Annotated in this window: 18 protein-coding genes; 12 read left to right on the plus strand and 6 right to left on the minus strand. The window is 52.4% G+C overall.

Translation table 11 applies throughout. From position 1 onward, the window contains the following. Positions 1-153: 153 nt before the first annotated feature. From pepV to ACZ2GZ_RS05245, 6 genes are read left to right on the plus strand one after another with little or no spacing between them, the layout of a single operon-like run. Positions 154-1,539, plus strand: a complete 1,386-nt coding sequence (pepV, locus tag ACZ2GZ_RS05220) for a dipeptidase PepV (protein ID WP_021065564.1) — start codon at positions 154-156, stop codon at positions 1,537-1,539. A 59-nt stretch (positions 1,540-1,598) separates the two neighbouring features. Continuing rightward, complete coding sequence (locus ACZ2GZ_RS05225) at positions 1,599-2,750, plus strand: MFS transporter (protein ID WP_214714554.1); 1,152 nt, start codon at positions 1,599-1,601, stop codon at positions 2,748-2,750. Positions 2,751-2,755: 5 nt separating this feature from the next. Beyond that, positions 2,756-3,331 carry an RNA 2',3'-cyclic phosphodiesterase gene (thpR, locus tag ACZ2GZ_RS05230; RefSeq protein ID WP_214714556.1) on the plus strand — a complete coding sequence of 192 codons (576 nt, stop codon included), beginning with the start codon at positions 2,756-2,758 and terminating at the stop codon, positions 3,329-3,331. After that, on the plus strand, positions 3,301-4,140 hold the full coding sequence (locus ACZ2GZ_RS05235; protein ID WP_058764022.1) for an NERD domain-containing protein: 840 nt from the start codon (positions 3,301-3,303) through the stop codon (positions 4,138-4,140). Before thpR ends, ACZ2GZ_RS05235 begins: the two co-directional genes overlap by 31 nt. A 21-nt stretch (positions 4,141-4,161) precedes the next feature. Beyond that, positions 4,162-6,327, plus strand: coding sequence for a type I pullulanase (gene pulA / locus ACZ2GZ_RS05240; protein ID WP_214714558.1), 2,166 nt, complete (start codon positions 4,162-4,164; stop codon positions 6,325-6,327). Positions 6,328-6,377: 50 nt separating this feature from the next. Then, entirely contained in the window at positions 6,378-7,172 is a 795-nt protein-coding gene (locus tag ACZ2GZ_RS05245) for a phosphotransferase family protein (RefSeq protein WP_029595153.1), read from the plus strand. 45 nt (positions 7,173-7,217) lie between these two features. Here the strand turns inward: ACZ2GZ_RS05245 and cydS are convergent, their stop codons facing one another. Then, positions 7,218-7,328, minus strand: a complete 111-nt coding sequence (gene cydS, locus ACZ2GZ_RS05250) for a cytochrome bd oxidase small subunit CydS family protein (protein WP_021065570.1) — start codon at positions 7,326-7,328, stop codon at positions 7,218-7,220. Positions 7,329-7,463: 135 nt separating this feature from the next. Between cydS and trmB the strand changes: the two genes are divergently transcribed. After that, positions 7,464-8,111 (plus strand): tRNA (guanosine(46)-N7)-methyltransferase TrmB, encoded by a 648-nt coding sequence (trmB, locus tag ACZ2GZ_RS05255; protein ID WP_029595154.1) that lies wholly within the window; start codon positions 7,464-7,466, stop codon positions 8,109-8,111. Between the two features lie 105 nt (positions 8,112-8,216). Beyond that, positions 8,217-8,726 (plus strand): hypothetical protein, encoded by a 510-nt coding sequence (locus tag ACZ2GZ_RS05260; protein WP_021065572.1) that lies wholly within the window; start codon positions 8,217-8,219, stop codon positions 8,724-8,726. Positions 8,727-8,750: 24 nt separating this feature from the next. Here the strand turns inward: ACZ2GZ_RS05260 and dhaM are convergent, their stop codons facing one another. The 4 genes from dhaM to ACZ2GZ_RS05280 form a co-directional block, all read right to left on the minus strand. Further along, the gene (gene dhaM / locus ACZ2GZ_RS05265; RefSeq protein WP_021065573.1) at positions 8,751-9,119 is read right to left on the minus strand and encodes a dihydroxyacetone kinase phosphoryl donor subunit DhaM; all 369 of its coding nucleotides are present in this window, start codon (positions 9,117-9,119) and stop codon (positions 8,751-8,753) included. After that, positions 9,112-9,702, minus strand: coding sequence for a dihydroxyacetone kinase subunit DhaL (gene dhaL, locus ACZ2GZ_RS05270; protein WP_021065574.1), 591 nt, complete (start codon positions 9,700-9,702; stop codon positions 9,112-9,114). Before dhaL ends, dhaM begins: the two co-directional genes overlap by 8 nt. Positions 9,703-9,725: 23 nt before the next feature. Then, positions 9,726-10,703 (minus strand): dihydroxyacetone kinase subunit DhaK, encoded by a 978-nt coding sequence (dhaK, locus tag ACZ2GZ_RS05275; protein ID WP_029595158.1) that lies wholly within the window; start codon positions 10,701-10,703, stop codon positions 9,726-9,728. Positions 10,704-10,808: 105 nt separating this feature from the next. Beyond that, positions 10,809-11,111, minus strand: coding sequence for a PepSY domain-containing protein (locus tag ACZ2GZ_RS05280; protein WP_021065576.1), 303 nt, complete (start codon positions 11,109-11,111; stop codon positions 10,809-10,811). 136 nt (positions 11,112-11,247) lie between these two features. Here ACZ2GZ_RS05280 and ACZ2GZ_RS05285 point away from each other — a divergent pair, with 136 nt between their 5' ends. Together ACZ2GZ_RS05285 and ACZ2GZ_RS05290 are read left to right on the plus strand one after the other, a co-directional pair. Further along, positions 11,248-12,321, plus strand: coding sequence for a M42 family metallopeptidase (locus ACZ2GZ_RS05285; RefSeq protein ID WP_029595159.1), 1,074 nt, complete (start codon positions 11,248-11,250; stop codon positions 12,319-12,321). 128 nt (positions 12,322-12,449) lie between these two features. Next, positions 12,450-13,466, plus strand: coding sequence for a PTS sugar transporter subunit IIC (locus ACZ2GZ_RS05290; RefSeq protein WP_021065578.1), 1,017 nt, complete (start codon positions 12,450-12,452; stop codon positions 13,464-13,466). A 49-nt stretch (positions 13,467-13,515) separates the two neighbouring features. Here the strand turns inward: ACZ2GZ_RS05290 and ACZ2GZ_RS05295 are convergent, their stop codons facing one another. Further along, on the minus strand, positions 13,516-13,848 hold the full coding sequence (locus ACZ2GZ_RS05295; protein ID WP_021065579.1) for a hypothetical protein: 333 nt from the start codon (positions 13,846-13,848) through the stop codon (positions 13,516-13,518). A 114-nt stretch (positions 13,849-13,962) separates the two neighbouring features. Here ACZ2GZ_RS05295 and ACZ2GZ_RS05300 point away from each other — a divergent pair, with 114 nt between their 5' ends. Next, the gene (locus ACZ2GZ_RS05300; RefSeq protein WP_021065580.1) at positions 13,963-14,274 is read left to right on the plus strand and encodes a thioredoxin family protein; all 312 of its coding nucleotides are present in this window, start codon (positions 13,963-13,965) and stop codon (positions 14,272-14,274) included. Positions 14,275-14,279: 5 nt separating this feature from the next. Further along, positions 14,280-15,071 carry a DUF1444 family protein gene (locus ACZ2GZ_RS05305; protein WP_029595160.1) on the plus strand — a complete coding sequence of 264 codons (792 nt, stop codon included), beginning with the start codon at positions 14,280-14,282 and terminating at the stop codon, positions 15,069-15,071. The last annotated feature ends 42 nt before the right edge of the window (positions 15,072-15,113 follow it).

The raw sequence follows: 15,113 nt of genomic DNA on the forward strand, positions 1-15,113 counted from the left end.
CGATTATGAACGTAAATATCGAATGAAGGATATGTAAAGACGTAGACAAAAGGCTAAAAGACGAACGAAAAAATATTTTCGAAATGAATGTTCGTCTTTCTAACATTTGGATATACTAATAAGGGAGAGAACATTCGCAAAGGGGAGATCCATATGAATTGGAGACAAGAAGTCGACGCACGAAAAGACGCATTTTTAGAAGATTTAACAGGGTTATTGCAAATCCCAAGCGTGCTTGATGAGACGAAGACCGGCCCGAACGAACCGTTTGGACCTGAAGTCCGCCGAGCTCTCGATTACATGTTTGCACTCGGAGAGCGAGACGGGTTCGCTACGAAAGACGTCGCCGGATACGCGGGGCATTTAGAATACGGGTCAGGGGAAGAAATCGTTGGCATCCTCTGTCACTTAGACGTGGTGCCGGCTGGGGAGGGATGGACGTATGGGGCGTTCAATCCTACCATCGCCGACGGGAAAATATTCGCCCGTGGCAGCAATGACGATAAAGGACCGACGATGGCTGCTTATTACGGACTGCGCATCGTGAAGGAACTTGGATTGCCGCTATCGAAACGCGTCCGCCTGATTGCAGGTTGCGACGAGGAGAGCGAATGGCGTTGTGTCCGCGAATACTTCAAACAAGAGGCGATGCCGACATATGGCTTCGCACCGGACGCTGACTTTCCAATTATCAATGCTGAAAAGGGGCTATACGATGGCGTCTTGAAGCAGCTCCCAATTCAACGGGTGCCAGGCTCGAAACATCACTTGGTCTCGTTCGTGAGCGGAGAACGGCCGAACATGGTCCCGGACTTTGCGACAGCGGTACTCGAGACAGAAGACGTTCTCGAAGAAAAGTTTGAAGCGTATCTCGAAAAATATGAAGCGGACGGCACGTGCACATGGGACCAAGGGACGTATACGTTCACGATGAAAGGTGTGGCCGCCCACGCCATGGAACCAGATAACGGAGTCAACGCGGCCTACGTCCTCGCCGGCTTCTTGTTGACGCTCCCGCTCGACATTCAAGGAGAGCGCTACATCGAGTTCATTCGTCACGTGTTCGCCGATTCACGCGGGATTTCACTCGGTATCGAAGCGAGTGATGAGACGGGTGATTTGACGATTAACGGTGGCGTGTTCCGCTATCAAGGGGACGAACGGACGGCGACGGTGAATATCCGTTATCCATACACCGCGAAATTCGAGGAACGGTTGCAAAACTTGAAAGAGATCGCCTTGTCGTTCGGGTTCGAACTGTCGACGCGTCATCATATGCCGCCGCACCATGTGGCCGAAGACCATCCGCTCGTGAAAACGTTGGCAGGCGTCTATGAGCGTCAGACCGGCGAGTCAGCGCACTTGATGGCCATCGGCGGAGGGACGTATGCGCGCTCGCTCGAGGCTGGTGTCGCTTTTGGGGCGCTGTTCCCTGGAGCGAAAGACGTCGCCCACCAAGTCGATGAATACATGGAAATTGAAGATTTACTTCGCGCCGCCGCCATCTATGCGGAAGCGATTTATGAGCTCGCTAAATAATAACCCGTGAGAGCTGACTGATTCGGTCGGCTCTCTGTCTGTTAGGAAGGAAGTTTACTGTGAACCAACAAAAAATATCGTTTCAATCGATTTACGTCGCCATTTTCTTTGCCCAAGGAGCCCTCATTCCTTACATGGCACTTTTCTTCTCGCAGTCACGTTTTGATTTGTCTCCGGGTCAGGTCGGAACAATCGTCGCCATCATGCCGATCCTCTCAATCGGTGTCCAACCGCTATGGGGCATGCTCGCCGACCGGACGGGACGGGTTCGGGCTTGGCTGATTATCGCAATGCTCGGGGCGGCCGCCTTATCGCTCACGTTCTTATTCGCGACGTCTTACGTATGGATTATTGTATTGATGATCGCCTGGTCCATCTTCCAATGTGCACACATCCCGCTCGTCGATATGATGACTCTCGAGTATACGTCACGCGCCAAAATCGACTACGGGGCCATTCGGCTGTTCGGGTCGGCCGGGTTTGCGATTGCGGTGTTCGTCATGGGTCGCATCTCGGACACGACGTGGGGCCTCGCGAGTACGTTCTTACTTAGTGCGGTCATGCTGACAATCGGGACGCTGTTCGTGCGGAGCGTATCTGAACAGGAACCGAAGCAAGTGCACACGACGGCCCCGTTCCAATGGTCGGCCGTCTGGAATGGGCCGTTCATCGCCTTTTTGATTGGGGGAATGCTCGTCTTCGGCCCGATTTACGCGAATAACTATTACTTCGGAATTTATGTGACGAGCATCGGAGGCTCAACGACGCTCGTCGGGACACTGTTCCTTGTCGCGGTATTATGCGAAATTCCATTCATGAAAGTGGCTTACCAAATCGTCTCACGTCTAGGTACGGTCAACGTGCTGGCGGGAGCCGCCTTGATTTCGGCGCTTCGCAACGGCTGGTTAGCACTTGAGCCCCCGATTTGGGTCGTTTGGATTCTTGCCATCGTTCAAGGACTGGTCGTCGGATTATTGATTCCGGTCGCACTTCAATTTGTCCGCAGCCTTGTCAGTCGCAACGTCGTCTCGACGGCGATTGGCGTCTATATGGCCATCACGTCAGGACTAGCGACGGCCGGTTTCAACTTACTTAGTGGATTTATCATTGAATATAAAAGCATCATCGGTGTATTTTGGATGTACACGGTGGTCAGCATCGTAGGAGCGGTCCTCTTCTTTGGACTGAGACGTTTTCGAGTGAAAGGATGATGGTCATGTCGACACATTATTTTTTGGCGCTACCCATCGAGGACGAAAAGTTCGAACATGTACAGCGGGACATCTTGCCGTTTTATTCGTATCGTCGGACGTATCGTCCGGAGGAATTTCATTTGACACTTCAGTTTCTCGGTTCATTGGACGATGATGAAGTCGAGGCAGTGAAAGAACTCACACGTGAAGTGACAACGTCGACGGCCCCGTTCGCGCTGACGTTCCAGCAAATCGACCACTTCGGTAGACCGGATCGTCCGCGTGTCTTGACGATCGTCCCGGAACCGTCCGTGGACTTGACGGCGCTTACCGGGACGCTTCGACGAAAGTTATCCGAAGAGATTCCAGCACTCGACCGTAAACCGTTCGTCCCCCACGTCACACTCGCGAAGAAGTGGGACATAGGCACACGAATCCCGTACATCGCCCCGACGTTTACCATCGAGGAGCCGATTGAAACGGTTGTACTTTATCGAATCAATCCAAACCATACCCCTGCCTATGAGGCAGTCGAAGTATTTCCGTTACAGCGGTCAGAGGAGGACACATGGCGATCCCGATTAAAATTTTTGACGTAACATCTAAATATGAACGAAACATGCTCGACCAGTTCAATCGCTTTCAAGAGTATGTCGAGTCCGATGTCGCTCGCATGCGTCGTCTTCACGATTCCAATCGGTTGAATCCTCCCGAAATCATGGAGTTTGAGAACCCGTGGTGGAAATTTTGGCGCCGTACGGAACGCATCGAGCTCGAACCGACACCGCTCTCGGAGTCGCAGTTCCAGACGTTGCTCACGAACCGCCGTCATATCCAAAAACTGCAGTACGCCTGTGAAGGGGCGACCGAGGCGGACGTCCCGTTGTTGCCGTTTTTGCGAGAATACGGATATCGCAAGATGGTATCCGAATGGAACGACCAACACTTCTTCATGTATCGTCCGGTCGTCGAATGGAACGGGGCGACGGTCGAACTGAGCCATCTCATCATCGGACCATCGCATATTTACCTGGTCGAATGGCTCGACGGCGACCGCAGCATCTATCACATATCGAAGCAGAAGACGTGGATTCATCAACCGCTCAAAGGGGAAAATAAACGTGTAGTCAACCCGCTCATCGCGTTGACGCGCACCGAAGAAATCGTTCGACAGTTTCTTCCGTCCTATGACGGGGTCATCCAAAAAGTGACGGTGGCCCCACAAGGCTATTTCGATCATGTGCCTGAAATTCGGTCGACTCAGTTCATCTCACGCGCGGATTATGAACCGTGGATGAAACAAGTGAACACGAGGGCGCCGATCGTCAAAGCCCAACAAATTCGAGATGTGGCGAAACTACTAGATGCGACAGCCCAGATGCCGTTTCGACAATTTTTGGACCAGTAGGTAGGAGAGGATGGAACGCGTATGCATCACACACCAAATCAGCAAACGACGTCTCATGTGACGATTGAACGGGCTTCCTTGCTCTCATTCGAGACGATTCGACTCGAGGTCATTGCCGAATATGAATCCGTACCGGTACAAATCGAACAAAACGGTCGACCGGTCGATTACGTGTTGCTCAACGAATGGACGACAGAGGCGGGCACGATTGAACGAGATATCCAATTGACGCGCCCGGTTACGCTCGAAGCGGTCTATACCGTGTTTCACCCTGGACATAAGACGATTGTCGTCGTGCCCCGCGAAATTGTGCATACGGACGAGTTTGAACGTCGCTATGCCTATGACGGACCGCTCGGCCTTTCATTTTCCGGGCAATCGATTGAGGCATATGTCTGGTCGCCCGTCGCGTTTTCGATTTGGTTCGTCATCCATGATCCCGAAACGCATCGTGAGATTGAACGGTTTCGCATGTCTCGGAGCGGTCGAGGCGTCTGGCATGCCGATGTTCCTAGACTGTACGAAGGCTATTTTTATCGACTGTACGTCAAGACACCTGTCGAAACGAACGAGGTCGTCGATCCTTACGCCAAAGCCGTCAGCCTAAATGGCGAATTTGGCGTATTGATCGATGTTGAGACAGCCGTCGCTGAGCACGTGGAGCCGGCAGAACGCCCGCCTCTCCGCAAAGCGACAGATGCCGTCATCTATGAACTGCATATCCGTGACTTCACGAGCCACCCTGCGTCGACGAGTCGACGGCAAGGGCTGTACGCCAGCATCGTCGAGACCGGGCTTGAAACCCGGGCGGGGAACAGTGCCGGTTTCGATTATTTGAAAGAACTTGGGGTCACGCACCTGCAGTTATTGCCGGTCCATGATTTTGGAAGCGTCGACGAAGCGACCCGGATGCCCTACAACTGGGGTTATGATCCAATCCATTGGTTCGGGTTGGAAGGCAGTTACGCCTCGAAACCTGACGAGCCGCTATCACGCATTCTAGAGTATGCCGAAATGGTCGATGCCTTGCATCGCCATGACATGCGCGTCGTCGTCGATGTCGTCATGAACCATATCTTCATCCGTGAGCAATCGTCGCTCGAAGCACTCGTCCCGTACTATTATTTCCGTTATGAACATGACGGGACGGTCGCGAACGGGACCGGCGTCGGAAACGACACGGCCTCAGAACGGTATATGATGCGAAGGATGATTGTCGATTGTGTGACGTACTTTGCCGAGACGTATCACGTCGACGGTTTCCGGTTCGACTTGATGGGCATTCATGACGTCGAGACGATGAATCAAATACGGGCCGCACTCGATAAAATCGATCGCTCGATTTTGATTTACGGGGAAGGATGGGATTTGGCAACACCGCTCAGCCCGTCATTGAAAGCCTCGTCGCATAACGCGGCCTTCATGCCCCGAATCGGTCATTTCAATGACATGATGCGGGACGCCTTGAAAGGGTCGACGTTCAATGACCGGGAGCGCGGGTTCGTCTCCGGGAACGAGTGGCGGGAGTGGGAGCTTCGTGAATGCCTCACCGGAGCGGTCCAAATCCCGAACGTCACCGTCGGGCGTTTCCCGAGCCCGCAGTATACGATCAACTACGTCGAAGCACATGACAATTATACGACGTACGATAAATTGCTCTTGTCGTGTGAAGATATGGACGAGACGATGCGGTTGCGGATGCAACGGTTCGCCACAGCCATCGTCATCACGTCGCAAGGCGTCCCGTTCCTTCACGCCGGCCAAGAGTTTGGTCGGACAAAACAAGGGGTTGAGAACAGCTATAATGCACCGGACCGAATCAATCACTTCGATTGGGACTTACGTGACGAGCGGCAAAGTGAGGTCGAGTTTGTGAAGACCCTACTCAAGTTACGGCGCCGTCACACGTGTTTCCGCTACGATACCCGGCAAAAAGTCATCGAACAGTTCAAGTTCCTCCCGTCGCCCCCGGGCGTGATTGCATACGAGCTGACGGCGAGCCATTCTTATGATGCCTGGCAGCGCGTCCGCGTCTATCTGAACGGAACGTTCCACGATGTGACATTCCAAGCGGAGGGGGACTGGAACGTCTACGTACAAGGGGAAACGGCGAGCCTCGTCCCGATTGAACGAAATCCGAGCCAGATTCAAGTCGAGTCGTTGTCAATGACGATTATCGCGTGTTAATATGGTGATTGTATCTTTGTAATTCTTAATGAGATTTGAGCGTGATGAATATGTATTCAGATATAATCGGTGCGCTCGGTGAAGAGTGGACGGTGGCTTCCGCAGGCGGGATTACAGGCGAAGCGTACGTAGCGACGACGCGCCAACAAAAAATCTTTGTCAAACGAAACTCGTCCCCGTTTTTAGCCATTCTTTCCGCCGAAGGCATCGTCCCCAAATTGCTGTGGACGAAACGGATGTTTAACGGTGACGTCCTCAGTGCCCAACAGTTCATCGAAGGTCGTGAGCTCTCGCCAGCCGATATGAAACGGGCTGATGTGGCGGCACAGCTTGGGAAGATTCATCATTCGAAAGAGCTATTATTCATGTTGCAGCAGTTGAATCATACACCGGTCACGTCCTCACTGTTGCTCCGGCAATGTGCCGCTTACGAGCAAGACGAGGCGGACGTGACGATTGATGAGGCAATCCGTTGGTTGTCGGTCCATCAGCCGATTGATGACGAACGTGAACTCGTCGTCTGCCATTCAGACTTGAACCATAACAATTGGATTGAGGATGAGACCGGTCTGTTATATTTGACCGACTGGGATGACGCCATCATCGCCGACCGTGCCTTTGATTTGGCCATGGTCGTCTACAGCTACGTCGACGAGGTGGACTGGGAGACGTGGTTCAGCCATTACGGCATCCGTTTCACCTCCGAGTTACACTATCGAATGCACTGGTATGCGATTGCCCAGACGGTTCTGACCTTATATGGGGAACAGAACGGCATCGCCCGAGCAGAAGGATTGACCGTGCTCCGGGAATTGCTCGATGAAGCAGAGGAACGGACACAATGAAAAAAGGGATGGATCACGAGTGTGAGCCATCCCTTTCCATATGCATCAGACATCATCAGGTTTCATGAAATACGCCCATACGAACGTCGCGATGACGGCGCCGAAGAACGTCAACGGAGCCGCGTAAAAAATAAGAAATTGATCTAACGTGCTCATCGATATAACCTCCTTGTGAAGGATGATTCATGTTCATTAAACAATGATTTCGTGTATAATCGCAAGGGGACTGCTCGCGCGAAGCGGCTAGTCAGCTGAAACTTGAACATTTCTTGAACGAAAGGTTGGAAAAACATGCGTTTACGTCACAAGCCTTGGGCTAAAGAATACATGGAAGCTCAAGAACACGTCTTTATCACTCATCCCGAAACGTTAAAAGGGAACTGGACATCAGAATTTAAGAACGACAATCCGCTCTTCATCGAAGTCGGGTCGGGGAAAGGGCAATTCATTTTAGGGATGGCCCAGCAGTTCCCGGACGTCAACTTCATCGCTATCGAGTTGTTCGAGAGCGTCGCCGTGTCGATCGTGCAAAAGCTCGTCGAAACGCCGATGCCGAACGTCCGCGTCTTGACTGTGGATGCCAAGCAACTCGTCGACTATTTCGAAGCCGGCGAAGTCGACCGCGTCTATTTGAACTTCTCAGATCCATGGCCGAAGACCCGACATGCGAAACGTCGTTTGACGTATAAGACATTCCTCGCCACGTACGAGGCTGTGTTGCCACGCGGAGGCGAGATTCACTTCAAGACGGATAACCGCGGACTGTTCGAATATTCACTCGAAAGCATGAGTCAATACGGCATGTACTTCACAGATATTTCACTTGATCTTCACGCGAACGAACCGGCAGATAACGTCCGTACCGAGTACGAAGAGCGCTTCAGCGCCATGGGACAACCGATTTATCGGATGGAGGCCGCGTTCCGCCCGAAAATTTGACACGCTTTTTTCTTATTTTAATAGCATTTTCTTCACACTTTTTTCTTTCTTCTTGGTACAATAGGAATGACGCTAAACTGGAATTAGAGAAGGGGGAACATGGGGATGTTGAAAAAAGCATGGGCAAGCCTGCTTGCACTAATCTTCATTCTAACAATCGCACCACTTAATACCTCGGCAAATGAGGCGTTCTTGGACGCCCTTGAAGAGGATTTGAAGGCCACGCACTATGATTACAAAGAAGGAACGGCTGAAATCGTAAAAGAAGAGACGCTCCGTCATTCGAATGGCAACGAAGTCATCGCGGCGGTCGTTGAAATTGATACGGTCCGTGACGGCATCTTCATCACACGTAAGACGGAGTTCCATTACTATGATGCGACGGACAACAAAATCCTCGCAACAGCTGACCTTGCAGAAGTCGAAGGCGCGACTGAATTTGCAGACGCAAATATCGACATGCTCGGACAACAAATCGTCTATTGGTTGCCTGTCTTGATCTTGTTACTTTTGATCGCGATTCCGGCTGTCATCTTGTTCGTTGTCGTGCCACGTTTCTACTCGACGACTGAATACATGAACCCGATTTACGAGAAAAACGATAACCCACGTTAAAAAAAGAGCCGCGAGGCTCTTTTTTTATGCCATCTTTAACTGTTCGACGATTTGAGCAACGTCCATGCCGTTACCGGCTGAGACGGAAGCGACGAAGGCGCTCTCGACGATCGGGCCGTCATAAAACTGGACGGTCTTCTCGCCTTCATACATATCGACGGCCAGTTCGGCGTTCATCGTGGCCGAACCGATATCCGATAAGATGAGTGCCTCTTTGTCGACGGCTTCAATGGCTTCAAGGATTCGGGTCACATCAGTCCCGATGCTGCCGTCTTCAAGCCCGCTCGCTAAATGAATCGGAACGGATGGGGCCATCTCTTTCATCAAGTCTTGAATCCCTTCAGCGATTTTGGCGCTATGGGATACGATGATGAGCTCTACGATATCACTCAACCTCCTTCATAATCGCTTTTAAGACGATTGAACTCGAGAGTGCCCCAGGGTCGACGGTGCCGCGAGAGTTCTCACCGAAATAAGACGCCCGTCCTTTCGTGGCGACCATATCCTCGGTCGCACCGACGAGTTGATCAAGTTTCGCGTCAAAGTCGTCGGACTCGTTCAAGTCACTCAAGAACGGGTCCCACACATCGACCATCGTCTTTTGGCCAACTTCCGATTTCCCGCGCGCCTTGATTGCTGTCGCTGCTTCGACGAGCGCTTCTTTGACGAGATTGAAATCGGCTTCGGTCGCGTCACCAAACTTAGGCGCTGCCTTGACGAAGGCGGAACCGTAAAGTGGACCGGCTGCACCACCGACTTTCGACATGAGCGTCATCCCGACTTTCTTACTCAAGTCGCCGAGAGTTGCGTAGTCATCATCGAGGACAGCGACAACCGCTTCAAAGCCACGTGACATATTGATGCCGTGATCTCCGTCGCCGATAGCGCGGTCGAGATCGGTCAATGTATCCTTGTTCGCCTCAATCTCTGATTGGGCGTGCCGTAATGCTTGCTTGAATCCTTCAATCGTCAACATTGCATGAACACCTCATTCGTAGATTAGAGTTTGAAACCGAGTGCCGCCGATGGTGCATCGAGATAGCCCGTCAACTCTTCATCGAGCGGCAAGAGTGTGATCGAGAAGCCGTGCATCTCGAGTGACGTCATATAGTTGCCGACGTATTTCCGTTTCAATGAATAGCCGGCATCTTCCAATTTTTTCGCGACGAAGTGATACGTCACGTACAGTTCAGATAGAGGCGTTCCGCCCATACCGTTGACCATGACGGCGACTTCGCCGGGGCTGACTTCTTTTTTCAAATGATCGAGCAAGTCATCGACAATCGCATCGACGTTCGTCGTCGGTTTCCGTTCGACGCCGCGTTCTCCGTGAATCCCGATTCCAATTTCCATTTCTTCTTCGTTCAAATCGAATCCAGGTTTACCGCTCACTGGCATATAGCAAGGTTCGACGGCCATCCCCATTGAGCGGACATTGGCCGCAACTTTCTCTGCAAGCGCTTTCACTTCATCGAGCGACTTCCCGCTCGCTGCGGCTGCACCGGCAATCTTGTGGACGAACACGGTACCGGCGACACCGCGACGGTCTTCTTTGTTCGTGATAGCGACATCATCGGCGACGACGACGTGGTCGACTTTAATGCCTTCGGCGTCCGCGAGCTCGGCGGCGAGTTCGAAGTTCATGACGTCACCTGCGTAGTTTTTGACGACGAGCAATACGCCGTTGCCGCCATCGGCCGCTTTGATGCCTTCGAGTACCATGTCCGGTGTCGGGGACGTGAACACTTCACCGCATACGGCGGCATCGAGCATCCCATCGCCTACATAACCGGCGTGCGCTGGTTCGTGACCGCTCCCTCCACCTGAGACGAGTCCGACTTTCCCGGACTTGGCCCCGTCGGCACGACAGAGGACATTGAATCCTTCCACACGACCGTACAGTTCAGGGTGGGCGTGGACCATACCTTCGACCATTTGTGACACGAGCTCGTTTGCTTCACCGATCAGTTTCTTCACGTGGGATCACTCCTTTTTGAGTTTGAAAAGTACCATATTCAATTTTCCACTCTTTTGGGTGAATTAAACAAAAAAAAGTCGGCGAAAATGTTCGCCGACCTCATCTCATGCATATTCAAGTAGAGCGCCAGTCTCTGAATCGACTGTGAATTGGTACGTCTTCTCTTCGTCGTTCTCGAGAACCGAGATGCCGCCTTTGAAGACATCGTACTCGCGTCCGTCATACGTGTAAATCTCAGGTGATGCCGAGATCCATGCCCCTTGGACGTGACCTTTGGCTGAAAATGCACGCTTCGTGTACTCAAGCGCATCCTCGGCCGATAAGCTTCGTTCATCTAACACTTTTTTCGTCATAAGTGCGGCTGCGATGGCAACCCCGATTCCAACTAACCAATATCTTTTCTTCATATGACTACCTCCCCTTGAACTATGGCTATCATGTACATCGTACCAAAACCTGTACCCCATTGGAACGAAAACCATTCGCATCTGTCGAAAAGTTCTGTATATAATGAAACAAGAACGGTTGAAGGGATGGATGGAAATGGAACAAAAAACGAGAGACTTATTCAAGACGTTGACAGAGCTTCCGGGCGCGCCCGGGTTTGAATCAGAGGTCCGCCGGTTTGTTCGTGACCGAATCACACCGCACGTCGATGAAGTCATGACGGATGGCATCGGCTCGATCTTTGGGAAACGAGTCGGCGATGAGGCGGGACCACGCATCATGGTTGCCGGTCATATGGACGAAGTCGCATTCATGGTCACCCGAATCACAGAAAACGGGATGCTGTACATACAACCGCTCGGCGGATGGTGGAGCCAAGTGCTCATGGCACAACGATTTGACATCGTGACGGCGGATGGATTGATTCCAGGGGTCGTCGCATCGACGCCGCCGCACTTGCTTGGACCGGAGGCGATGAACAAGCCGATGGACATGAAGCAAATGTTTATCGATATCGGGGCCGACACGAAAGAAGAGGCCGAATCGTGGGGCGTACGTCCAGGTCTACCGGCTGTGCCGACGAGCGAGTTCACGCCGCTCAAACATCCGAAAAAAATTATGGCCAAGGCATGGGACAACCGCTACGGCGTCGGGCTCGCCGTCGAGTTGCTCGAAGAGACGACAAAAGCCGATCACCCGAACATCTTGTTCGCCGGGGCGACCGTACAAGAAGAAGTCGGTCTCCGTGGTGCCCAAACAGCAGCCGAAATGATTCGTCCGGATGTCGCGCTTGTCCTCGACGCATCACCAGCCAACGATGCATCAGGCAATAAGACAGAGTTCGGACAGCTCGGGGAAGGGGCACTCATTCGTATCCTCGATCGAGTCATGGTCATGTCTCCTGAGATGCGTGACTTCCTGCTCGATACGGCATCTGATGAAAACATTAAGACCCAGTATTTCGTCTCGCCAGGTGGCACGGATGCGGGTCGCATCCACATGAGCGGGGAAGGGGTGCCGACGGCCGTCATCGGTGTCGCGGCGCGTTATATCCACACGCATGCCTCGATTTTGCATACGGACGACTACGACGCGGCGAAAGCGCTCCTGAAGGCACTCGTCAAACGACTCGATCGATCGACGATGGAGACGCTCCGGGCTTCACGCTAATTGAACGAAGAACGTCACTCGTGGAGTGGCGTTTTTTTTCATATTGAAATTTCACGAGAAAAGCTTATACTGATAAAAGTGTGAAGACAGAAACTTTACGACTGACAAGACAGAAAAGAGGAATTTCCATGCTTAAGAAAAAAGGGATTACGCTCAGTCCGTCGCTCTATTTCGTGACGGCTCTCAGTTATATGGCACTCGGATTATTCAGTACGCTCATTATCGGCTTGATTATGAAGACGGCCGGAGGACAGTTGCTCGAGACGAGCCTGTCTGGATTTGGTTCGACGCTCATCGAGATTGGTGACGTGGCCATCGGCTTGACCGGGCCTGCCATCGGAATCGCCATCGCCTATGCGCTCCAGGCACCACCGCTCATCTTGTTCTCGGCACTCGTCGTCGGGGCGTTCGGCTATGAGTTCGGACCGGCCGGCAGTTATGTGGCGACGTTGCTCGCCGTCGAAGTCGCCAAACTCGTCTCGAAGTCGACGAAACTCGATATTTTGGTCACGCCGTTCACGACGATCGGCATCGGTTATTTAAGTGCGACCTATATCGGTAAGTACGTCGGGTTGTTCATGACACAGCTCGGCACATGGATCGAATGGGGAACGGAACAGCAGCCACTGTTCATGGGCGTCGTCGTCGCGACGTTGATGGGGCTCGCGCTCACGGCTCCGATCTCGAGCGCGGCCATCGCCCTCATGCTCGGTTTGAGCGGGATTGCCGCCGGCGCGGCGACGGTCGGGTGTGCTGCCCAAATGGTCGGGTTTGCCATCACGAGCTATCGGGACAATGGCATCGGAGGCGCCATCGCCCAAGGCATCGGTACATCTATGCTCCAAGTCGGCAATATTGTCAAAAACCCATGGATTCTGTTGCCGCCGACCGTGGCCGGCGCTGTGCTCGCGCCGATTGCGATTCTGTTGTTTGAACTCGAGAGCGTCGCGGCAGGCGCTGGCATGGGAACAAGTGGACTCGTCGGACCGATCGTCATGCTCGAAACGATGGGCTTCAGTTGGTATACGTTCATCGTCGTCTTCGGCTTTTTAATCGTCGGGCCAGCGGTGCTCAGTTACGCCGTCTATCAAGTGTTGGTCCGGATGAACCGGATTCGACCGAACGACATGAAAATCGAATATTGAACATACGAAAGAGAGCGTCCCGTCAAATAAGCGGGACGCTCTCATTCGTTCACCACCCAAAAAAATTCCGGACGATTTCGACCGTTTCCCGCGGGACGCGGAAGCTCGCGAGGAATAGTACGAGCAGGACGGCATAGACGGGGAGTAAAAAACGTTTTCGAATGATGGGCAGCCTGCGCACAAGACGCTTGCCGACGCGTTCAAGTATGTAAATCACGGCGAATCCGACGACGAGCCAAATGAAAATCTCGCCTCGTGATTTGTCCGTATCGATGAACAAATAACCGTAGCGCAGAATCGCCAACATGCCGATGACGCCGACGAGTTGTTCAAGTGGATGCTTCATTTCTGGATTCAACTGTTCGCGTGTCCATTTTGTCATGACTTCACCTTTTTCACGTAGTCTTCACTCCCGACTATCATAAAACACGAGAGCGGAATGTGACAACGGACTTATGCTATCATGAATGAGGAAAAAAGAACAGGAGTGGTGAAGATGAAACAACTGACAACGATGAACGAATATACAGCAGCGAAACAAGGGAAGAGCGTCCTCATGTTTTCAGCAACGTGGTGCGGCGATTGCCGTTTCCTCGACCCATTCATGCCGGACATTGAAGCGAAGTTCTCAGACTGGTCATTTTATTACGTCGATCGTGATGAATGGATGGAGCTTGCGCAAGAACTCGACATTTTTGGAATTCCAAGCTTCGTCGCTTTCAACGGCGGACAAGAAGTCGACCGCTATGTCGGACGCGAACGGAAGACGCCGGAGCAAGTCGAAGCCTTCCTTCATGGGTTAGGGTGATTTAAATGGAGCGGAATGAATTACGTCGTCATCTCGAAAGTAAGTTCACTGACGGATACCGGACCTCGTACGACCGCGAGAATGAGGTGTTGCGCATCGAACGGGCGACCGATCGTTTCGGCGTCAACATCCGTCTCGCCCCGCTCGTAGCGAAAACAAAAGTTCGAGGGGAAATCGCTGTCGATGAGGTCGTAGACTACATCAAGACAGCGCTCACCGCGGATGATGACATCACATTAGCGGGTAATGAGGCCAATCTTTATCCTGTCATCCGTTCTGCTTCGTTCTCGACCGAGACGAAACGGGGCGAGACATTGGCGATGACGCCGCATACAGCTGAGACCGCCGTCTTTTACGCCCTAGATTTGGGTAACGGCTATCGCTTGATCGAAGAGCGTCATTTGGGCGGGATGACGCTCGAACGCCTTGATGAGTTGGCGCGGGATAACGTCAAAAAATTACCGACCGATTTAAAAGAAGATACCGTTGCCGGCAACACGTTCTATTTCCTGGCGGCACGGGACGGCTACGAGGCGTCACGTATCTTGAACGATGACTTTTTACGAGTTATGGAACGGCGCATCGAAGGCGATATGCTCGTCGGAGTGCCGCACCAAGACGTCATGATTATCGCGGACATCCGTAACGATCAGGGTTATGATGCGATGCAACAGCTCATGTTCGACTTTTTCACGAACGGTCGGATTCCGGTGACGGCTCTTTCTTTCCATTATGAGGCTGGCGTACTCGAGCCAATTTTCATTGTCGGAAAAAAGAACCCACCAACCGACGCATAATCTGCTAAACTATTTGTGTCTAGTTTGAAAGAAGGGGCGTTT

The organism is Exiguobacterium sp. KKT215 (assembly GCF_055635335.1).